Origin of the sequence: Pigmentiphaga aceris (assembly GCF_008119665.1) — a bacterium.
GTDB lineage: Bacteria > Pseudomonadota > Gammaproteobacteria > Burkholderiales > Burkholderiaceae_B > Pigmentiphaga > Pigmentiphaga aceris.
The window spans coordinates 2,387,039-2,407,949 of record NZ_CP043046.1; the positions used below are offsets into that span (position 1 = coordinate 2,387,039).

The 20,911-nt window shown below is 61.5% G+C and carries 21 protein-coding genes; 16 read left to right on the forward strand and 5 right to left on the reverse strand.

Annotated features, from left to right (window positions below; genetic code table 11):
• Nucleotides 1-7 precede the first annotated feature (7 nt).
• Together FXN63_RS10245 and FXN63_RS10250 are read left to right on the forward strand one after the other, a co-directional pair.
• On the forward strand, nt 8-475 hold the full coding sequence (locus FXN63_RS10245) for a cytochrome P460 family protein (protein ID WP_246165095.1): 468 nt from the start codon (nt 8-10) through the stop codon (nt 473-475).
• Nucleotides 476-508: 33 nt separating this feature from the next.
• On the forward strand, nt 509-775 hold the full coding sequence (locus FXN63_RS10250) for a hypothetical protein (RefSeq protein WP_148814559.1): 267 nt from the start codon (nt 509-511) through the stop codon (nt 773-775).
• Between the two features lie 88 nt (nt 776-863).
• On the opposite strand, the gene FXN63_RS10255 is transcribed toward FXN63_RS10250, so the two are convergent.
• Nucleotides 864-3,254: a Tex family protein gene (locus tag FXN63_RS10255; protein WP_148814560.1), complete on the reverse strand. Its 2,391-nt coding sequence runs from the start codon at nt 3,252-3,254 to the stop codon at nt 864-866.
• A 50-nt stretch (nt 3,255-3,304) separates the two neighbouring features.
• On the opposite strand from FXN63_RS10255, the gene FXN63_RS10260 reads away from it, so the two are divergent.
• The 3 genes from FXN63_RS10260 to FXN63_RS10270 all read left to right on the forward strand — a co-directional run bounded on the left by FXN63_RS10260 (nt 3,305) and on the right by FXN63_RS10270 (nt 6,797).
• On the forward strand, nt 3,305-4,177 hold the full coding sequence (locus FXN63_RS10260) for a hypothetical protein (RefSeq protein WP_148814561.1): 873 nt from the start codon (nt 3,305-3,307) through the stop codon (nt 4,175-4,177).
• Nucleotides 4,174-4,560: a YdcH family protein gene (locus tag FXN63_RS27390; protein ID WP_148814562.1), complete on the forward strand. Its 387-nt coding sequence runs from the start codon at nt 4,174-4,176 to the stop codon at nt 4,558-4,560. The genes FXN63_RS10260 and FXN63_RS27390 overlap by 4 nt, the downstream gene beginning before the upstream one ends.
• A 71-nt stretch (nt 4,561-4,631) precedes the next feature.
• A complete protein-coding gene (locus FXN63_RS10270; RefSeq protein WP_148819152.1) occupies nt 4,632-6,797 on the forward strand; it encodes an ATP-dependent DNA helicase in 2,166 nt (721 codons plus the stop codon).
• Nucleotides 6,798-6,908: 111 nt separating this feature from the next.
• On the opposite strand, the gene FXN63_RS10275 is transcribed toward FXN63_RS10270, so the two are convergent.
• Nucleotides 6,909-7,739, reverse strand: coding sequence for an outer membrane protein assembly factor BamD (locus FXN63_RS10275; protein WP_425468686.1), 831 nt, complete (start codon nt 7,737-7,739; stop codon nt 6,909-6,911).
• Nucleotides 7,740-7,855: 116 nt separating this feature from the next.
• Between FXN63_RS10275 and FXN63_RS10280 the strand changes: the two genes are divergently transcribed.
• Both FXN63_RS10280 and pgeF read left to right on the forward strand, forming a co-directional pair.
• On the forward strand, nt 7,856-8,878 hold the full coding sequence (locus tag FXN63_RS10280; RefSeq protein WP_148814563.1) for an RluA family pseudouridine synthase: 1,023 nt from the start codon (nt 7,856-7,858) through the stop codon (nt 8,876-8,878).
• A 44-nt stretch (nt 8,879-8,922) separates the two neighbouring features.
• The gene (pgeF, locus tag FXN63_RS10285; protein WP_148819156.1) at nt 8,923-9,714 is read left to right on the forward strand and encodes a peptidoglycan editing factor PgeF; all 792 of its coding nucleotides are present in this window, start codon (nt 8,923-8,925) and stop codon (nt 9,712-9,714) included.
• 30 nt (nt 9,715-9,744) lie between these two features.
• Here pgeF and FXN63_RS10290 read toward each other — a convergent pair whose 3' ends face one another.
• Nucleotides 9,745-9,993, reverse strand: coding sequence for a hypothetical protein (locus FXN63_RS10290; RefSeq protein ID WP_148814564.1), 249 nt, complete (start codon nt 9,991-9,993; stop codon nt 9,745-9,747).
• A 138-nt stretch (nt 9,994-10,131) separates the two neighbouring features.
• On the opposite strand from FXN63_RS10290, the gene phaC reads away from it, so the two are divergent.
• The 4 genes from phaC (at nt 10,132) to FXN63_RS10310 (ending at nt 13,723) form a co-directional block, all read left to right on the forward strand.
• Nucleotides 10,132-11,754, forward strand: a complete 1,623-nt coding sequence (gene phaC, locus FXN63_RS10295; protein ID WP_246165177.1) for a class I poly(R)-hydroxyalkanoic acid synthase — start codon at nt 10,132-10,134, stop codon at nt 11,752-11,754.
• Nucleotides 11,755-11,828: 74 nt separating this feature from the next.
• A complete protein-coding gene (gene phbB, locus FXN63_RS10300; protein ID WP_148814565.1) occupies nt 11,829-12,566 on the forward strand; it encodes an acetoacetyl-CoA reductase in 738 nt (245 codons plus the stop codon).
• 134 nt (nt 12,567-12,700) lie between these two features.
• Nucleotides 12,701-13,267 carry a polyhydroxyalkanoate synthesis repressor PhaR gene (phaR, locus tag FXN63_RS10305; RefSeq protein ID WP_148814566.1) on the forward strand — a complete coding sequence of 189 codons (567 nt, stop codon included), beginning with the start codon at nt 12,701-12,703 and terminating at the stop codon, nt 13,265-13,267.
• A gap of 159 nt (nt 13,268-13,426) precedes the next feature.
• On the forward strand, nt 13,427-13,723 hold the full coding sequence (locus tag FXN63_RS10310; protein ID WP_148814567.1) for a hypothetical protein: 297 nt from the start codon (nt 13,427-13,429) through the stop codon (nt 13,721-13,723).
• An 85-nt stretch (nt 13,724-13,808) separates the two neighbouring features.
• Here FXN63_RS10310 and FXN63_RS10315 read toward each other — a convergent pair whose 3' ends face one another.
• A complete protein-coding gene (locus tag FXN63_RS10315; RefSeq protein WP_148814568.1) occupies nt 13,809-14,342 on the reverse strand; it encodes a hypothetical protein in 534 nt (177 codons plus the stop codon).
• A gap of 161 nt (nt 14,343-14,503) precedes the next feature.
• Complete coding sequence (locus FXN63_RS10320; protein WP_425468727.1) at nt 14,504-14,860, reverse strand: MerR family transcriptional regulator; 357 nt, start codon at nt 14,858-14,860, stop codon at nt 14,504-14,506.
• A gap of 239 nt (nt 14,861-15,099) precedes the next feature.
• Here FXN63_RS10320 and FXN63_RS10325 point away from each other — a divergent pair, with 239 nt between their 5' ends.
• From FXN63_RS10325 to FXN63_RS10345, 5 genes are all read left to right on the forward strand, one after another.
• Nucleotides 15,100-16,134: an alpha/beta fold hydrolase gene (locus FXN63_RS10325; protein ID WP_425468728.1), complete on the forward strand. Its 1,035-nt coding sequence runs from the start codon at nt 15,100-15,102 to the stop codon at nt 16,132-16,134.
• 150 nt (nt 16,135-16,284) lie between these two features.
• The gene (locus tag FXN63_RS10330) at nt 16,285-16,851 is read left to right on the forward strand and encodes a histidine phosphatase family protein (RefSeq protein WP_148814571.1); all 567 of its coding nucleotides are present in this window, start codon (nt 16,285-16,287) and stop codon (nt 16,849-16,851) included.
• Between the two features lie 279 nt (nt 16,852-17,130).
• On the forward strand, nt 17,131-18,129 hold the full coding sequence (locus FXN63_RS10335; protein ID WP_148814572.1) for a tRNA dihydrouridine synthase: 999 nt from the start codon (nt 17,131-17,133) through the stop codon (nt 18,127-18,129).
• 86 nt (nt 18,130-18,215) lie between these two features.
• The gene (gene rimO / locus FXN63_RS10340) at nt 18,216-19,604 is read left to right on the forward strand and encodes a 30S ribosomal protein S12 methylthiotransferase RimO (RefSeq protein WP_148814573.1); all 1,389 of its coding nucleotides are present in this window, start codon (nt 18,216-18,218) and stop codon (nt 19,602-19,604) included.
• An 84-nt stretch (nt 19,605-19,688) separates the two neighbouring features.
• On the forward strand, nt 19,689-20,870 hold the full coding sequence (locus FXN63_RS10345; protein ID WP_148814574.1) for an acetyl-CoA C-acyltransferase family protein: 1,182 nt from the start codon (nt 19,689-19,691) through the stop codon (nt 20,868-20,870).
• The last annotated feature ends 41 nt before the right edge of the window (nt 20,871-20,911 follow it).

The following is a 20,911-nucleotide window of genomic DNA, read 5'->3' on the forward strand; positions in this document are numbered from 1 at the left end:
GATCACCATGCGTTCGTTGCTTCGCCTGGCGGTCATGGGCTGGCTGGTGCTGTTGGGTGGACAGGTGTCGGCCGAAAGCAATCGTGTGCAGTTTCCTGACCTGAGCAAGCAGGTGCACTACACCACGGTCAAGCGCGGCGAGGTGACTGAACACATCTCCACCACCCGCGAAGCCATCGAGGCAATGCAGAACAAACAGCCGATTCCGAATGGCACGCAGTTTGTCCTGGCCGACTATCGCAACGGCAATATTCACCGCTATTTCGTCATGGAAAAGGGGCAGGGGTGGGGCGACGATTTCGACGAACGCACACGCACTGACGACTGGCAATTCCAATGGTTCTGGCCCGACCAGCAAATCAATCTGAAGGAAAACACCACGCGATGCATGTCGTGTCATCGTGCGCAACGCGAGCGAGGTTATCTGTTCACCGGCGGCCGTATTCTGGACTTCCGTGGCACACCGGTCGAGTAGGCCCGTGACCGCGCGCCGAAGGCACGCACCTTTGTGCTTCGTCTGATCGTTGTGGGCATTGCGCTGGCGGGCATCGACGCATGGTCTGCGCTGGGCGTAGGCGCAAAGCTCACACTTGAACTCAGCTTGGACTGGTGGAATTTCGAGGAGTCGGCAATCGGTTTTTTTGCCTACTGCTTTGCTTTCCTGGGGCTGGGGGTGGGGCTGGTCTACTACGCGATGCAGGTGTTCTCTTCTCGGAAGCCGCAACTTGGCGAGAGTACGTCTGACCAGACGCTACGCGTGCCTGCGCGTGAATGATGAGGCGATCTGACAATGCCATCTGACAGGCGTTGAAAAGCAATAAGCCACCTTGCGGTGGCCTATTGCTTGGTTCACATCACAGTGTTCAGCGTTTCAACTTCGCAAACGCTGCTGCCATCGCACCATCAGCCGCTGGCGGTGCACCACGACCAGCAGGTGCCGATCCACGACGCTGGCCATTGTTGTTGCCACCGCCGTTCGAGCGCGGCGCATCACCGCTGCGACGCGCCGGCGCACTGTCATCCTTCAAGCGCATGGTCAGCGCAATGCGCTTGCGGTCCAGATCGACTTCCTGAACCTTGACCTGCACCGTCTGGCCAACCCGCACCACATCGCGCGGGTCTTTCACGAAGGTTTCCGACAGGGCCGATACGTGCACCAGACCATCCTGATGTACGCCGATGTCCACGAAGGCACCGAAGGCGGCGACGTTGGTGACCACGCCTTCCAGAATCATGCCGACCTGCAGGTCTTTCAGATTCTCGACGCCGTCGGCGAACTTGGCCGTCTTGAATTCCGGGCGCGGATCGCGGCCGGGCTTTTCCAGTTCGGCAAAGATGTCCTTGACCGTGGGCAGGCCGAAACGCTCGTCGGTGAATGCCGTGGGCGACACGCCTTTCAACGCGTCCTTGTTGCCCATCACGGCAGGCAGATCGGCCTTGATCTGCGCCAGGATGCGTTCAACTACCGGGTAGGCTTCCGGGTGAACCGAGGAACGGTCCAGCGGGTTCACGCCATCAGGAATGCGCAGGAAACCTGCGGCCTGTTCGAAGGCTTTTTCACCGAAGCGCGGCACGTCTTTCAGGTTCTTGCGTGACGGGAATGCGCCGTTGGCGTCGCGATAGCTGACGATGTTCTTGGCCAGCGTGGCGTTCAATCCCGACACGCGCGTCAGCAGCGCAGCAGACGCGGTGTTCACGTCCACGCCCACCGCGTTCACGCAGTCTTCCACCACCGCGTCCACGCTGCGAGCCAGCTCGCGCTGGTTCAGGTCGTGCTGGTATTGGCCAACGCCGATGGACTTCGGGTCGATCTTCACCAATTCGGCCAGCGGGTCTTGCAGGCGGCGTGCAATCGATACGGCACCACGCAGGCTTACGTCCAGATCGGGGAATTCCAGCGCGGCCAGTTCCGATGCGGAATACACCGATGCGCCGGCTTCCGACACGACGATGCGGGTCAGGTCCAGGTCGGGGTAGCGCTTGCTCATGTCGGCGACCAGGCGCTCGGTTTCACGCGAGGCCGTGCCGTTGCCAATGGCAACCAGCTTGATCGAATGACGACGAACAATGCGGGCCAGGGCTTCGATCGAACCGTCCCAGTCGCGGCGCGGCTCGTGCGGGAAGACGGTGGACGTTTCCACCATCTTGCCGGTGGCGTCGATGGCGGCAACCTTCACGCCGGTGCGAATGCCCGGGTCCAGGCCCAGCACGGCTTTGGGGCCGGCAGGCGCGGCCAGCAACAGGTCTTTCAGGTTCATCGCAAAGACCTTGATGGCCTCGGTTTCTGCGATATAACGCAGACGACCCATCAATTCGGTCTCGAAGCCCGGCAAGAGCTTCACGCGCCAAGTCCAGCGGCACACGTCGGCCAACCAGCGGGCGCGTTGGCTCACGGTCAGGTCGAACAGGTTGCCCAGTTCCAGCACGTCGGCAATGCGGCGCACGCAGGGGTGCGGCAGCATGGCTTCCAGTTCGGCATCCACGCCCACGCGCAAGTCCAGCACGCCTTGCTGGCGGCCGCGCATCAAGGCCAGAATGCGGTGCGAGGGCAGGGAGCGCAGGGCTTCGTTGAAGTCGAACCAGTCGCGGAAGTTCGCGCCTTCGGTTTCCTTGCCTTCGGCCACTTTTGCGTACAGCAGGCCGGTGCTCCACAGGTGCTCGCGCAGGTCGGCCAGCACTTCGGCGCTTTCGGCAAAGCGTTCCGACAAGATGTCGCGCGCGCCGTCCAGCGCTGCCTTCAGGTCAGCCACGCCGCCCTCGGGGTTGACGTACTCGCCAGCCAGGGTCTGCGGGTCGGCGTTGACATCGTCCAGCAGACGATTTGCCAAGGGTTCCAGCCCGGCTTCACGCGCGATCATCGCGCGGGTGCGGCGTTTCACCTTGTACGGGGTGTACAAGTCTTCAAGACGCTGCTTGGTGTCGGCTGCCTGAATATCGGCAGCAAGTGCCTCGGTCAGCTTGCCTTGCTCGGAAATCGACGCAAGGATGGCTGCGCGACGACTTTCCAGGTCGCGCAGGTATTCCAGGCGCACCTCAAGATTGCGCAACACGGTGTCGTCGAGACCGCCCGTCACTTCCTTGCGGTAGCGCGCAATGAACGGAACCGTTGCGCCGCTATCCAACAACTCAACCGCCGCGGCAATTTGCGCCGGGCGTGCACCGAGTTCTTGGGTCAACTGAGCGATAATGCGGGATTGGGCTTGCGCCTCGGGCGCTGATGATGCGCGCCAATCCTGGCCGTCGACCGTCGTCATAGGATCTGTCCTGCCTTGAAAGGAAGCCGCGGATTTTGCCACAAGCTATCTTGAGTTCTGAAATCGCCGCCGGGCAGGCATCTGCCGCCCACGCCGTGAATCTGTCTACCTCCGTGCAAGTGCGCGGCGGCAGCCGTGCCCTGCGCGCACGTATCGTCTGTGCCGTGCTGGCGCTGGGCGGCTCGGTGCTGCTTGCGCCAGCATTTGCCCAGGATCTGCCTACTACCTGGAACTCGGTTCCAGAAGCCAAGGCCACCAGCGAAGCTGTTACCGCACGTATCAGCGAGCTTGATGCTCGTTACGATGCCGACGAAGCGGCTTGCATGAAGACCTTCTTTGCCAACGCCTGCGCCAACCGCGCGCGCGAAGCGTATATGAAGCAGAAGGCCGACCTGCAGCGGATCAAGCAGGGTGCCGAGCTGTATCAGCGTGTCGATGCCGACAATCAACGGCGCGCCCGCGTCGCGGCCAATCTGGCGGAAGCAAAGGAAGACCTGGCCCGCCGCCAGTCGGCCGCGCCAACTGAGCCCAAAGCGCCGAAACCGCAAAAGACGCCCACGCCGCCCAGCAAGCCGTCCGCCACGCCTTCCGCTCCCGTCGGTGAGCCAGGCTCATCGCCGCTGACCGATCTGGGTCCGATGCCCACGCTGCCTACGGAAAGCCGCCAGCCGGCCCCGCTGGTTCGCACGCCGCCCGCGCCCAAACCCGACGACAGCGCACAACGTGCCGCCAATCGGGAGACCTTCGAGCGCAAGACGGAAGAAGCGCGTCGTTATGCCGAACAGCACGAGCCGCGTGCCGCCAAGGCGGCTGCTGATCGTGAACGCCGTCGCGCCGCGCGCGAAGCCGAAGCCAAGCGTCTGGAGGGCAACGCCCCGCCCGCCGGCCCGGCCGTGGTCGCCCCGGCGGGATCGACACGATGAGCGACTTCATCAAGCCGGTCAACGGTCAGCCCGTGGCAGACGGCAGCAACGTCGAAGTTGTGGATTTCACGGAGCGAGACGCGTCGGCAGCTGCCGGTGACACTGCCCGCGAACCTTTGCGCGACGTATCTGCCGACGCCGGTGGCCAGCCCTTGCCGGCCCCGGACCACGACGCGCGTCAGGCTGCAATCGATGCCCCCAAACGCGAGCGCATTGCCGAGTTGCAGCTTGAACACCGTGACTTGGACGATGTGATCGAGCGCCTGGCAGACCAGCCTGGTGTGGACGACCTGCGCCTGCGTCGGTTGAAGAAGCGCAAGCTGCAGATTCGTGACAGCCTTGAACGCCTGCAAATGAGCATCACGCCGGACATTCCGGCATGAGTGTGGAAGATGATGTGGCGGTGGACGCGGCAATCGACGCGCCGCTGCCAACCGCAGTAAGCACTTCTATCATGGCCGTGTTCGCCCAGGGCGGACCCTTGCAGCGCGCCATGCCCGGTTACTCGCCACGCGCGCAGCAACTGGAACTGTCCTGTTGCATCGGCGAGGCAATCGCCGAGCGCGGCACCTTGGTGGCAGAAGCGGGCACGGGTACCGGCAAGACCTTCGCGTATCTGGTGCCCGCCTTGCTGCACGGTGGCAAGGTATTGATCTCCACCGGCACCAAGACCTTGCAAGACCAGCTGTTTACGCGGGACTTGCCCTCTTTGCGCGCCGCACTTGCGTTGCCGGTTACGGTGGCTTTGCTGAAAGGGCGGGGCAACTATGTTTGCCATCATCACCTTGAGATGACCTTGCACGACAGCCGCCTGGCGTCGCGTACCGAGGTTGCCCAGCTGCGCAAGATCGAGGTCTTTTCCAAGCAGACCCGGCGTGGTGACAAGGCCGACTTGGCCGACGTGCCCGAAAACGCCGAAATCTGGAACCGTGTCACGTCCACCCGCGACAACTGTCTGGGCTCGGAGTGCAGTTTCTATCGTGACTGCTTCGTGATGCGCGCGCGCAAAGAGGCGCTGGAAGCCGATGTGGTGGTGGTCAACCACGCCTTGTTCCTGGCCGACTTGGCGCTGCGTGATGAAGGCATTTCGGATCTGCTGCCGGCTGCCGATACCGTGGTGTTTGACGAGGCCCATCAATTGCCTGCTGCCGCCACGCGCTTCCTGGGCGACTCGGTGTCCTCGCACCAGTTGTTGGACTACGCCCGAGACGCCACCGTTGCCGGCCTGAGCCATGCTCGCGAAAGCGCCGACTGGGTCGCGCTGGGTCAGGCGGTCGAGCAGTCTGCGCGCATCTTGCGCCTGGCCTGCGCCGCGGTTGAAAAAATGCCTGGGCAACGTTGCAGCATCGATGCCTTGCCCAATCGTGGCGAATTCGGCACCTCGGTGCAGGGCGTGGTCGACAGCATCCACAAGCTTGGCCGCATTGCGGCAGCCGCAGGCAGTCGCCACCCGGACCTGGAAGCCATTGGCCGCCGTGGCCCGGAACTGATTGGCCGCTTGGCGCGCTGGTTGGCCGGTGGTGTGCCCACCGCGATGACCGCGCCGCACACGTCAGACGCCGCCGACGGTACGGCTAGCGATGCAGAAGGTGGTCAGGCGCTGGCTGCCAACGTGCAAGCCACTGGCCAAAGCGCGCTGTTGATGGATCACCCGCCGATTGCGCCTGCTGCCGAGTCGGCTTGGCCCGATACGCCCGCAGCAAGCCCTGCGTCGACGGATGAAGCGGCTGACCCCGATGACGAATGGGTCCGCTGGGTGGAAGTCGGTGCCAACTTCATGCGCCTGCATGCCGCGCCGCTGTCGGTCGCCAAGCTGTTTTCGCAGCATCGACGGGTCGGCCAGGCCTGGATCATGACCTCGGCAACCTTGTCGGTACATGGCGATTTCACCCATTTCACGCGGCAATTGGGTCTGTACGACGCGCAGACGGGTTGCTGGGAATCGCCGTTCGACTACGCGAATCAAAGCCTGTTGTACGTGCCGCACGGGGTACCCGCGCCGCAAGATCCGGCTTTCCTTGACGGGTTTGTCGACGCCTTGTTGCCGCTGCTTGAAGCCAGCCAGGGTTCGGCGCTGATCCTCTGCACGACCTTGCGCGCAGTGGACCGCATCGCCGCCCGGCTTCAGCAGGTCTTTGAGGATCGTGGCTGGGAGTGGCCCTTGTTCCGCCAGGGCGAGCGTTCACGGCGCGAATTGCTCGACCGCTTCCGCGCCAGCCCGCATGCGGTGTTGGTGGGCAGCACCAGCTTCTGGGAAGGCATTGACGTGCCCGGCGACGCGCTGACTTTAGTCGCCATCGACAAACTGCCTTTCGCGCCGCCGGATGACCCGGTCATCGACGCCCGCATCAAGGCCAGCAAGTCGCGCGGTGGCAATCCGTTCTTTGAATACCAATTGCCGGAAGCCGCCATCGCACTGAAGCAGGGTGCTGGTCGCCTGATTCGTACCGAGCGTGATTGGGGCGTATTGATGGTGGGCGACCGCCGTCTGGTCGAAAAGCCTTACGGCAAGCGCCTGTGGCGGGGACTGCCGCCGTTCCGTCGCACGCGCAGCGAAGATGATGCGGTGGGATTTTTTGCTGCGAATCGTCCGCTGGATGAGGCTGACGACAAGGGCTGAGTGCGGATCGGTCGGTTATGTACGTGGCCGGCATCGAACGACCATAAAAAACAGGAGCCCGCAGGCCCCTGTTTTTTTATTGCGGCGCGTTCACAGCACTGATCATGACGATCAGAAGATCTGCCACCACGGCTTGGCCCGTTCGTCGAAGCCACGCTGCACAAAGCGGCTATTCGGGAAGTTCAAGGTCAGCACGCGACGTGCATCGTCACGCAGGTCGTTCATGCCAAGCTTGTCGTAAGCCAGCGTCTGGATGTAGAGCGACTCCTCGACAGCCGGCGTACCTTGGAAGTCACGCACCACGGTCTGCGCACGGTTGATGGCAGCCAGATGGGCGTTGCGCTCGTAGTAGAAACGAGCAACGTGCACTTCGTTTTGCGCAATGCCATTGACCAGATAGGTCAGACGTTGGCGGGCGTCGGGCGCGTACTTGCTGTCCGGGAAGCGGGTAACCAGTTCCTTGAAGGCGTCGAAGGATTCACGCGCGCCCTTCGGATCACGTTCGCTGGGGTCTTGGCCTGCCAGGCTGGCCAGGAAGGGTGAGTCGCGATAGAAATTGATCACGCCCTTCAGGTACAGCATGTAGTCCAGGTTCGGATGGCTGGGGTGCAGGCGCTGGAAGCGCTCGATAGCCGCCAGGGCCTCGGCCGGATTGCCGTCTTTCCAGTTCACGTACGCGATATCGATCTGTGCCTGCTGGGCGTAGACGCCGAACGGGAAGCGCGATTCAAGACGCTGCAACTGTTTGAGCGCCTGCGGCCAGTTGGACGCACCCATCTCGTCCTTGGCATCGCGATACAGGCGTTCCACCGTCCAGTTGGTGGTCGGGTCATATTCTTTGGCGGGGCTGGCGCAGCCTGCCACCACCACGGCCAGCATCGCAAAAGCGACGCCAACTGCCAGGCGCCGGGTTGCGGCGGTCCAGACTGAGATCAACTGCATTGGGAAATCCTCACCTATCGGAGCGTCGATTATATCGGCCCGGCCGCATCGCGGGTGGCTCGCGGCGCGATATGCTCGGGGAATCTTCAACTTGCCGCTGGTCCCGCCTCTTCCTGATGTCGTTTATCCCCGATTCCCCGCTCGACCACGATGCCTCCGAGCCCGCCGAACCCGCAGAATTCGCTGATGCGCCCGAAGCGGTGGTGCACGAATTTGTGCTGCCCGAGACGCTGAAGCCCGATCGTCTGGACAAAATCCTGGCGCAATTGATGCCTGAACACTCCCGTGGACGCCTGCAGGGCTGGATCGAACGGGAGCACGTCAAGGTCAACGGTGTGGTGGCGTCTGGCGTGCGGCACAAGATCTGGCCCGGCGACAAACTGACCGTTACCGAAGAAGAACCGCCAGAATCGCGCGCGTTCAGCCCGGAACCGGTGGATTTCCCAGTGGTTGCTGAAAGCGACGACTGGCTGGTGGTCGACAAACCGGTCGGCCTGGTCGTCCATCCGGGGGCCGGCAATTGGTCGGGCACCTTGCTGAACGGCTTGCTTCACCGTTATCCGACCTTAAGCCAGGTGCCACGTGCCGGCATCGTGCACCGTCTGGACAAGGACACTTCTGGCTTGATGGTGGTGGCGCGCACGATCCAGGCCCAGACCAATCTGGTGCGGCAACTGCAGGCGCGCACCGTCGGACGTCGCTATGTGGCACTGGTCATGGGGCATGTGATGCAAGGCGGCCGCGTCGATCTGCCGATTGGCCGCGATGCCCGCGTGCCGGTGCGTATGAGCGTGGACCGTGCAATTGCGCCCAAACCGGCCATCACGCATTACCAGCCGCAGCGCTTCGGGGTGCTCAATGGCGTGAACGTGACGGAAGTCATGTGCAAGCTGGAAACCGGGCGCACTCACCAGATTCGCGTTCATATGGCCAGTCTGGGGCACCCCCTGCTGGCAGACACCTTGTACGGCGGCAAGGCCATTGCACCGGCCGCACGGCAGATGCTGCACGCCCGTGCCTTGCGTTTCCAAGACCCAAGCGACGATCAGGACAGGGAATTCACCGCAGGCCTGCCGGCCGACATGCAGGCAGCCATGGATTCAATCGAGTGGATCGATCTGTCGGCGGAACGGGAATGAGTATGCCGACTGAGGGGCGAACAGCAGACAAGGTCGACACAGCCATGCTGCCTGCCTTCGCGAAGTGGGCCGGGCCATCCTGGCCGGGTGTCAGCGCCTTTTGCAGCGAGCGGGCAGGGGGTGTCAGCCAAGCACCGTATGCCGGAATGAATCTTGGCATTCATGTGGGTGATGACCCATCTGCGGTGGCGGAAAATCGTGCTCGTCTGCGCACCCAGTTGCCCGCAGACCCGTGCTGGTTGGATCAGGTGCATGGCACGGAGGTCTTCGATGCAGATGCGTCATCTGAAGCCCAGCAAAGCACACTGGTCAACGACTCGGTATCGGTCTGGCACCCGCCTCGTGCCGATGCTGCGATCACCCAGACGCCCGGCCGTGTCCTTGCCATTCTCACCGCCGATTGCCTGCCCGTCGTGATCGTCGACGAGGCCGCGACCATCATCGGCGCTGCACACGCCGGCTGGCGTGGTCTGGTCGGTGGCGTGCTGGAATCGACCCTGACCCGCATGGCGCAGGCCACTGGCGCATCGTCTTCATGGAAAGCCTGGATCGGCCCGGCCATTGGTCCGCAGGCCTTTGAAGTGGGTGCCGACGTGCGCGATGCGTTCCTGGCTGACGATGCCGGCAATGACGCGTGTTTCGTGCCTCGCCTTGATGTCCCGGGCAAATGGTGGGCAGACTTGCCCGAGCTGGCGGCCAGACGCTTGCGCAGGGCAGGGGTGGCACAGGTCGAGCTTAGCGGCCGTTGCACCGTCAGCGAGCCTTCGCGCTATTTCTCTTACCGGCGCGATGGCACGACCGGGCGGATTGCGACGCTTGCCTGGCTGAATGCCTGAGTTTGGATAATCATCGCCATCCTTCGCCGCCTACGGGTTTGATGATTGTTTGGCTTCCTCGGCTGCGCCCGCTTCGCGGGCAGCCGCATCGGCGGCAGCTTCCCGGGCGATGCGGCGACGGCGGCGCAGTGGTGCGGTCATGATGTACATCAAGATCCCGGTCGGCAGCAGACCATAAAACAGCAGGGTGGCAATGGCAGCCAACACGGTCGGCTGAGACGCTGCCATGAGTACCGTGACATACAGCCAGCCGATAGCGACGATGATTGCGATGGACATGCTTTGTGAATTTCCAAATTGACACACATGCCACCGACTATGCACTATCTCTAGACGAAGCCCAGCCACAAGGTGTCGAGCGTGAGTCAGCAGTTTTTCAAGCCGGTCCTGCCAGATCTATCCGCGGCGTTCGCCCCGCTGCTTCAACCGGCCGCTGTGCCGGATGGCGTTGCGCTGTCACCCGAGCGTGTCTCGGCGATCCAGCATTCTTTCAACGAAGACTGGAAGCGCCTGTGCGAAACCGCCGCGCGCGGCCAGCTGGCGCCGGTCACTGATCGTCGTTTCTCATCGCCCGCATGGCGCGACAGCCAGCCGCATCTGTTCATGGCACATGCGTATCTCAACACTGCCAATGCCATGCGCCAACTGGCAGACAGCGTTGAGGCCACACCGCACGTACAGCAGTGCATTCGCTTTGCCGTAGACCAGTGGATCGACGCCACCGCGCCGTCCAACTTCCTGGCCTTCAACCCCGATGCCCAGCGCACGCTGATCGAAAGCAAGGGTGCCAGCCTGCAAGCCGGCATCACCAACATGCTTGACGACATGCGTCGCGGGCGTATTTCACAGACCGACGAAAGCGGTTTCCATGTCGGTGAAAACCTGGCCACCACGCCAGGCAGCGTAATTTTCGAAAACCGGCTGATTCAGCTGATCCAATACGCACCCACCACGCCGAACGTATATACGCGTCCGCTGCTGGTCGTGCCGCCTTGCATCAACAAGTTCTACATTCTTGATCTGCAAGCGGGCAACTCCTTCGTGCGTCATGCGGTCGAGGCTGGCTTTACCGTCTTCATCGTGTCCTGGCGCAACCCCTTGCCCAGCGATACCGATGGCATCTTGCAAGCCACCTGGGACGACTACTTGTCCGAAGGCGTGCTGGAAGCGATTCGTGTCGCCGGCGAAGTATCCGGTCAGAAGCAGATAAACGCCCTGGGCTTCTGCGTAGGCGGCACCTTGCTGGCATCGGCGCTGGCCGTGGCCCGCGCACGGGGTGACGATCCAGTCGCCAGCCTGACCTTGCTGACGACGCTGCTTGATTTTTCCAACACGGGTGTGCTTGACGTCTTCATCGACGAAACCCACGTTCGCATGCGCGAACAGCAGCTTGGTGCGGGTGGCCTGTTGACTGCCGGTGAACTGGCTTCCACTTTCTCGTTCCTGCGTCCCAACGAGCTGGTCTGGAACTATGTCGTCGGCAACTACCTGAAAGGCGAGAAGCCACAGGCATTCGACCTGCTGTACTGGAACGCTGACAGCACCAACTTGCCCGGCCCGCTGTTCACCTGGTATTTGCGCAATACCTATCTGGAAAACAAGCTGCGACGCCCGGACTGCCTGGTCTCTTGCGGACAGTCCATCGACCTGGGGCGTCTGGACATGCCCAGCTACATCTACGGATCGCGCGACGATCACATCGTGCCTTGGCAGGCGGCATACGCCTCCACGGAAATCGTCGGTGGCGACGCGCGTTTTGTGCTCGGTGCATCCGGGCATATTGCAGGCGTGGTCAACCCGCCCGCCAAGAAAAAACGCAGCCACTGGCTGCTCGATACCCCAGACGCCGCGTTGCCGGAAAGCGCCGACGACTGGCTTGCCAGCGCCACGGAATACCCTGGCAGCTGGTGGGACGATTGGACGACCTGGCTCGCCAGCCATGCCGGTCGCAAGAAAAAGGCATCTGCCACCCAGGGGAGCACTGCTTATCCCGTGATAGAACCCGCACCGGGACGATACGTTCAGGTGCGTGCCATCTAGCGCAGAAAGGAGTTTTACCCCCACAATAAGCCCTGTCCCACTGAAGGCTCAGGCACGTACCAGGAGAAGCAACAATGGCAGGCAAAGTAGCGTATGTAACCGGTGGTATGGGCGGTATCGGCAGCACGATTTGCCGACGTTTGGCGAATGATGGGTATACCGTGGTGGCGGGCTGCGGCCCCAGCCGCGACTGGAAGCGCTGGATCGAAGAGCAGGCGGCGGAAGGCTTCACCTTCCATGCATCGGTTGGCAACGTCGGCGACTGGGAGTCCACCCAGGAAGCCTTTGCCAAGGTCAAGGCAGAGCACGGTCCGGTGTCTGTGCTGGTGAACAATGCGGGTATCACCCGCGACGGCTTGTTCCGCAAAATGTCGCTGGAAGACTGGCGTGCGGTGATCGACACCAACCTGAACAGCATGTTCAACGTGACCAAGCAGGTCATCGATGACATGGTGGCAGCCAATTGGGGTCGCATCATCAACATCAGCTCGGTCAACGGACAGAAAGGCCAGTTCGGTCAGACCAACTACTCCACTGCCAAGGCGGGCCTGCACGGCTTCACCATGGCATTGGCACAGGAAGTCGCCAGCAAGGGCGTGACCGTGAATACCGTGTCGCCGGGTTATATCGGCACTGACATGGTTCGTGCGGTCAAGCCGGAAGTGCTGGAAAAGATCGTTGCCTCGATTCCGGTGCGCCGTCTGGGCACGCCTGAAGAAATCGCGTCGATCGTCAGTTGGCTGGCGTCGGAAGAGTCCGGCTTCTCCACCGGTGCCGACTTCTCGGTCAATGGTGGCTTGCACATGGGGTAAGTGTGTAGGCAGTCCGCTCGGGAAAGCCCCATGCCCGGGCGGGCGTATGCAAGCATGCCATGCACTACACTCGAAGCAGGTGTTCGCCGTAACGGCGACACCTGCGGCTACCCCACCACGCGAGGACGACCCCCATGGCACAGCAACCGGGAACCGGTCAGGGCCTTCGGCTGATCAAGAAATACCCGAATCGCCGGCTCTACGATACCGAGACCAGCACCTACATCACGCTGGCCGACGTCAAGCAACTCGTGCTCGACAACGAACCTTTCCAGGTCCTCGACGCAAAAAACGGCGAAGAATTGACCCGCAGCATTCTGCTGCAAATCATCCTTGAAGAAGAAACCGTCGGTTCGCCGATGTTCACGGCCCCCATGCTGGCGCAAGTCATCCGTTTCTATGGTCATGCCATGCAAGGCATCATGGGTTCCTACCTGGAAAAGAACATCCAGGTCTTCATCGACATTCAAAGCAAGCTTGCCGAACAGTCCAAGGGCATGTACGGCTCGCAGCAGTTCGGTCCTGAGGTCTGGGCGCAGTTCATGAACGGCCAGACGCCCATGCTGCAAAGTGTGATGAGCAACTACATCGAACAAAGCAAGAACCTGTTCGTGCAGATGCAGGATCAGATGCAGAACCAGACGAAGAACATGTTCACGACCTTCCCGTTCCCGAATACACCGGGTAACGAGCGGAAGTAAACGACCAGAAGTAAACGAACCGAAGTAAACGAACAGGCCGATGCGGGTAAGCAGCGAATAAGAAACGCACTACGCGCAAAGACTGCATCGCAGGCAAAGACCGCATTAAAACGGGCCGGCATCAAGCGTCGGCCCGAATTCATTTACTCAGTCGACTATATGATCTATCGCCACATCATCGGTGCCTGTTTCCTGCTGGGCGTTGGAAACGCGGCCCATGCATACGACATCCGCACGTACTGCAAGAGTGTCTCGAACGCCGTAGGCGGAAGCTACCAGATCGAAGAAATGTGCCGGACCATGGAGCAGACTTCCCGCGACAATCTCGGGCGTGTCGTGCTTCCCGAGCGCATCGAGAAGTATTGCGAAGACGTCGGAAAAGCGGTGGGCGGAAGCTACCAGATCAAAGAGTCCTGCGCCAAGCAGGAACTGCAGGCCAGAAGCCGATTGCAGTAAGTGATGCCATGCGCCATGCAATGCATGGCTTAGCTTGATTTTGATCTGGTGATTGCTTCTCACCACCCATCAAAGCGCAAAGGCTTCACAGCTTCACGCCGTTGACCTTGTGTGCTTCGATTACATGCCCCGTGCCTGTAATCAGCGGCTTCGCCGGCCCCTTGGCTTTTACAGTGTCGCCAATCTTCAGGCCCAGCCCATCGAAGCCGCCCGGCTTGGTGTGAATGAAATCGCCGTTGTCGAGCACAACGCCATTCACAGCACCATGCTTGGCGTAATTGAAGCGGACCACCACACCGGTGGAACTGTCAGGGCGGCGCGGTGCCTTGGGCGGCTCGCCATCGACGGACGCGACGCGTTCGAACGCATACACCACATGCGCAGGCTCGCCCTTGGGTGAGGGGTCTGCCAGACAGCCTTCCAGCACCAGCGCTTGACCGGGTTTCAGGCCAGCAAACTGTTCGGTTGTGCTCGGATCGTTAGGGTCCAGCACGAACTGTGTGGGCACCCCGTCGGTGTCGATCAACACGCCTTCAATGGCTCCTTTGGGGCTGAAAATCAGCTGCGAGAAGCGGCCCTCAACAGACCAGACGTCGATTTCTTCATGAGAATTTGGCATGGCTGCTGCGTCAAAAAATGTGATGAATACAGCTGCCAATATGCCTGATCCGGCCTGATAAAGCCCTGACTTTTCCAGACTGAATACAGAACAACTGCTACGACTCATGACGGCGCGATTCGGTCGATGTCGGGCCTTGCCCGCTCGCCTGCGCCTGGCTGCTAGAGCGGCGGCACCACGCCTTCCGTCAAAGTCTTCAGCAGGCGCGCACGCCGCCGCTCCAGGTCGGCAATCTGGCGCTCGATATCGGCCAGCCGCTTGCGCTGCGCGTCGGTGGTTTCCGGGCACATGGCGGCACCTTCCAAAAGCAGCATGCAGTCGGGGAAGGCACGGATTTCGGCCAGGCTGAAGCCGGTGGCGATCATGCGTTGAATCTGCTTGACCTGTGTTACCGCTGTCTCGGCGAAAGTTCGGTAGCCATTGCTGGCGCGCTGCGAGCTAAGCAAACCGTGTTCGTCGTAATGACGGATGGACCGGACGCTTGCGCCGGTCTTGCTGGCAAGTGTGCCAATGCTCAGGGGCGTGCATTGTGCAGTGGGTGAGGGCGCGCGCTGAACTGTGCGTTTGCTGATCGGCGCAGCAGCTTGCTCAGCGGCCAGCTTATTGGGCTGCTCAGGGGTGCGTTCTACAGGATGCGAAATAGCGTCAGTCATCAAAAAAGCATAACGCGTTTTTTCGCTTGACCCTCACGCCAATGTGAGGCTCGACGCTGGTGGAACTTCTTCAACCAGAGTTCGTGATGTCTATCTCAATACCCATGTTCAAACGCGCAATTTCCGCGTTGTTGTTCTCTGCCGGCTTGTTGCTTGTGTCGCCATTCGCCTCTGCACAAAACAAGGCCTACACCGTGACATCCTCGGACGGCGTGCCCATCGCTGTCCAGGAATCCGGTAATCCTGACGGCCCGCCGATCATCTTCATTCATGGCCTGCTGGGCAGTCGTCTGAATTGGGACGCCCAGGTACAAAGCACGCAGCTTCAGCGATTCAGGCTGATTACTTACGACATGCGCGGTCATGGGCTGTCAGGCAAGCCGGTGGATGCCGCGTCTTACACAGACGGCAGACGCTGGGCAGATGACTTGGCCGCGGTCATCGACGCTGCTCAGGCGGGTGGTCAGGCCGAAGTTCAGTCCAGTACTCAATCCATTACTCAGCCGGGTGGTCTAGTGGGTGACCAAGCCCGCAATCAGGCCCGCGACCAGCCCCATCATCAGGCACATGCTCAGGCCCACGATCAGTCGACCAAGCACCCCAGCAAACCCGTGCTGGTCGGCTGGTCGCTCGGTGGAGTCGTGATCTCCAACTACCTGGCCAAGTACGGCGATGGCCGTATTGCGGGTGCCATGTATGTGAACGGTGTGATCGAGATGAAACCGGACCAGATCGTGTCTCACCCGACCATCTATCGCGATCTGGTATCCCCAGACCTGAAAACCCATCTCGACACCGTGCGCGATTTCCTTCGCCTGTGCTTCCACACCCAGCCCGATGCACCCCTCTTCGAACGCCTGCTGGCCAATGCCGCGATGGCCTCTTGGGACATGCAGCGTGCCGTCATGTCTATATCTGTAGAAGCTGCCGAAGGTTTGGGGAACGCGCGCGTGCCACTCTTGTTGCTGTACGGCGAGCGTGACGCGCTGGTGCAGGCAAGGCCGGCCATTGCTCGCGCCCAGCAATTGCGCCCCGGCATTCAGAGCGAGCTGTACGCAGAATCGGGCCATGCGCCGTTCCTGGAAGAGGCCACCCGGTTCAATGCTGATCTGTCTGCATTCGTCGATGCCATCCGCTGAACACATTCTTTTGCAGCGCTGAAGCCCCCGCAAGCTTCATCAGATACCATCGCGCACCTTGGGTGCCGCAGGCAGGCATCCGTCATTACGCCGTCGGATGGGCATATGTGTTCATTGCTCAGCCGGACGGCCAGTCAAGGAAGCAATCTGGTGTCTGGTGAAATCATCCTGATGCGGCATGGCAAGCCGGCTCTTGGTCCGATCAGCAAGGTGTCGGCACGGGACATGAAGCAATGGATCGAGCAGTACGACCTGGCTGGGATCGTGGATGAATCGGTCCCTCAAGCAAGCCAGGCACTGGCCCGCCGGGCCAATATTGTAGTGTCGAGCAGCGCCCCGCGCGCGCTTGCGTCGGTCGCGGCGCTGGGCTTGTCGCCCAGCTTGATCGACGCAGTGTTCTGCGAGGCGCAACTACCGCACGGGCGATGGACGCAGCCCCGCCTGTCGCCGTTCACCTGGGCCTTCATGCTTCGAATGGCATGGCTGGGCGGTTTTGCTCCGACGGTCGAGTCTGCGCGAGATGCCGGCTTGCGTGCCGATCAGGCCATGCAACAACTGCAGACGCTTGCGGGCGAAGAAAACGTGCTTTTGCTTGGGCATGGATTCATGAATCGCATGATCGGTAAACGTCTGGAACGAGCCGGATGGGCTCGTCACGAAAGCAGCGGCAGCCGTTACTGGAGCGCGAGCACGTATCGAAAGCCCGAGCCCAAATAAGCTTGGCGAAGGCTGTGTCACAACCCGTACAAGCCAAGACGATAATCGCGAGCCTTATGCGGCATATGCGTTCACGCCGGATCGCGGCGTGCCGACAGCTAAACTAGCGGGTTGTGAGCAGCCAGATCAGACTGCCGCGCAGGACTCGGTGAGATAGTTGGACATAGTGGAAAAATCAGTGATGCATGCCCATCTCCGTGATGGCAAGGCGCTTCGCATGGCGTCGTTCAAGCTGGGTGTTCGCAGTATCTGCAACAGCAATTCAGGCACCGTGTTCGCATGAGCAAGTTGTTTCTCGCCCCGATGGAGGGGTTGGCTGACTGTGTGATGCGCGACGTGCTGACCAACACAGGCGGGCTTGACGGGTGCGTATCGGAATTCGTGCGCGTAACGGGTTCGGTCCTGCCGCAAAGCGTGTACGAACGAGACACGCCCGAAGTGCTGCACGGTGGCTACACCCCCAGCGGCACGCCGATGGTGATCCAGCTGCTGGGCAGCGATCCGGAATGGATGGCAGTCAACGCCGTCCATGCGGCCAAGCTGTCGCCGCACGGTATCGATCTGAACTTCGGTTGCCCCGCCAAGGTCGTCAATCGGCACGGCGGCGGTGCCATGCTGCTGGCGCACCCGGACAAGCTCTACAGCATCGTTTCTGCGGTTCGCATGGCGGTTCCTGCCCACATTCCCGTTACGGCAAAGATGCGTCTTGGTGTCTCAGACACCTCGCGTGCCTTGGACTGTGCACGCGCGCTGACCGAGGGCGGCGCGGCCAGCTTGGTCGTACATGCCAGAACCCGCGAAGACGGCTACAAACCGCCCGCTCATTGGGAATGGATTGCCCACATCGATGCGGCGGTGGATGTGCCGGTGATGGCCAACGGCGACGTCTGGACGGTGGAAGACTGGGAGCGGTGCAGGGCGGTCAGCGGCTGTGAAGACGTGATGATCGGCCGCGGGGCGGTGTCAGACCCGTTCCTGGCTTTGCGTATCCGGGGGCTGATGGCGCGGACCCCGTCCAGCGAGGAATGGCCGGCTGTGCTGGCGCAGCTTGCCGATTACCTGAAGAAACTGAAGATTCGTGTCGCGGTCCGCCACGAACATGGTCGCGTCAAAATGTGGCTCAGTTATCTGAAGCGCACTTGGCCGCAGGCGGTCGAGTTGCACGACGCCATTCGTCGCCTGCACGATTCGCACGAAATTCTTGAAGTGATCGAGCGCGCACAGGCAAGCTGCGGTTTGGCACCACTTCCGTTTCCCCCCGGCAACGAACCCGCATAGGCGGCGCGACACGAGCATGGCCAAACCGGTAAAATCCGCGTTTTCCCTTTGATGGTGCCGCGGTAGTGCGACGGTGCCTGCCGCAGATGTCATCAGTTGTCGCCCCGCCGTCCCAGCCGTACTTGTCAGCACCCAAAGTGGGATTTGTCTCACTTGGATGCCCAAAAGCACTCACGGATTCGGAACAAATCCTGACCCAGCTGCGTGCAGAAGGGTACGAAACCTCGCCCAGCTACGAGGGTGCAGACCTCGTCATCGTGAATACCTGTGGGTTCATTGACGACGCCGTGCGCGAAAGCCTGGACGCCATCGGCGAGGCGCTGAACAAGAACGGCAAGGTCATCGTCACAGGCTGTCTGGGGGCCAAGGCTGGCCCAACCGGCGGCAACCTGATCGAACACGTGCACCCCAGCGTGCTGGCTGTAACCGGCCCTCACGCCACGACCGAAGTCATGCAGGCGGTGCACGAACACCTGCCCAAGCCGCACGACCCGTTCATCGACCTGGTGCCGGACCACGGTATTCGCCTGACGCCCAAGCATTACGCCTATCTGAAGATCTCGGAAGGCTGTAATCACCGCTGCACCTTCTGCATCATCCCGTCGATGCGCGGTGACCTGGTGTCGCGCCCCATCCATGACGTGGTGCGCGAAGCCGAAAACCTGGCCAAGGCCGGTGTGAAAGAACTGTTGGTGATCTCGCAAGACACCAGCGCCTATGGCGTGGACGTCAAATACCGCACCGGTTTTGTGAACGGCCGTGCCGTGCGTACGCGCATGACCGACATGGTCCGCGAACTGGCGACGCTGGGCATGTGGGTGCGCCTGCACTATGTCTACCCGTATCCCAGCGTGGACGAAGTCATTCCGCTGATGAACGAAACCCATGCCAGCGGCGGCCGTGTCTTGCCGTATCTGGACGTGCCGTTCCAGCACGCGAACCAACGCATTCTGAAGCTGATGAAGCGTCCGGCTTCCAGCGAACGCAATCTGGATCGCATCCGCGCTTGGCGCGAGGCCTGTCCGGAACTCACCATCCGCAGCACCTTCATCGCTGGCTTCCCGGGCGAAACCGAAGAAGAATTCCAGGAACTGCTGGACTTCCTGGTGGAAGCCCAGCTCGACCGCGTGGGCTGTTTTGCCTACTCGCCGGTGGAAGGTGCTACCGCCAATGAATTGCCCGATCCGGTGCCGGAAGACATCCGCAACGAACGCGTTGCGCGTTTCATGGCGGTTCAGGAAAGCATCTCGCGCAAGCGTCTGGCCAAGAAGGTTGGCAAGGTCGTGAAGTGCCTGGTGGACGAAGTCAACGCCGACGGCGGCATTGCGCGCTCGATGGCTGATGCACCGGAAATCGACGGCAGCGTCTTCATCTCGCCGGCTGAAAAGCCCTGGAAGCGCTACAAGGTGGGCGACATCGTGTCGGTGCGCATCACCGGCTCGGACTCGCATGATTTGTGGGGCGACGTGGCCTGACGCGGGTTAATCCGCAGGTCTGTCTGCTCGTGTGAAAGGGGTGGCTACGCTATCGTATCCACCACCTAAAACGAGGAGACAGGCATGCGTGATGTTGTCGTGGTGGCGGGCGCTCGCACCGCAATTGGTAGCTTTGGCGCGAGTCTGAAAGACTTCACGCCCAGCCAGCTGGCTACCATCGTCACCAAGGAAGTCTTGTCGCGCGCCGGGCTTGGCGGCGACGAGGTCGGACACGTGGTGTTCGGCAATGTCGTGCAGACCGACCCGCGCGACATGTACCTGGCCCGGGTAGCGGCCATCGACGCGGGCATTGCCGTTCACACGCCTGCGCTTACCGTCAATCGTCTGTGCGGATCTGGCCTGCAGGCCATCGTATCGGCAGCGCAGGGCATCTTGCTTGGCGAGTACGACACAGCCATTGCTGGCGGCTCGGAAGTCATGAGCCGCGCGCCATACCACCTGCCCAGCCACCGCTTTGGTGCACGCATGGGCGACACCAAGGTCGTCGACATGTTGCTCGGCACCTTGCATGACCCGTTCCACGGCATCCACATGGGTGTCACGGCAGAGAACGTGGCGGCAGAAAACCAGATCACCCGTGAAGACCAGGACCAGTTGGCATTCCTGTCGCATCGGCGTGCCGCCGCAGCCATTGCGGCCGGCTACTTCAAAGACCAGATCGTTCCTATCAGCATCAAGAGCCGCAAGGGCGAGGTCATCTTCGACACCGACGAGAACCCGCGCGCCGACATTTCGCTGGAAGAACTGGCGAAGCTGCGCGCGGTGTTCCAGAAAGAAAACGGCACCGTCACGGCGGGTAATGCGTCCAGCATCAACGACGGGGCGGCGGCCATCGTGCTGATGGAAGCAGAGGAAGCCAAGCGGCGTGGCAGCAAGGTGCTGGGCCGACTGGTCGGCTATGCCCACGCGGGGGTGGACCCGCGCACCATGGGCATTGGCCCGGTACCGGCCACCCGCAAGGTATTGGAGCGTACCGGCATTCGTCTTGATCAGATTGACGTGATCGAGGCCAATGAGGCCTTTGCGGCCCAGGCGTGCGCGGTGACGCGTCAGTTGGGCTTGGATACTGCGAAGGTGAACCCGAACGGCAGCGGCATTTCGCTGGGTCATCCGGTGGGTGCGACCGGAGCCATCGTGACGGTGAAGGCGCTGTACGAACTGGAACGCATTGGCGGCCGTTATGCGCTGGTCACGATGTGCATCGGCGGCGGGCAGGGGATCGCGGCGATCTTCGAGCGGGCATAAGCGGGCAGATACGGTCCGATGAGGCCTGATGCGGCCCGAAT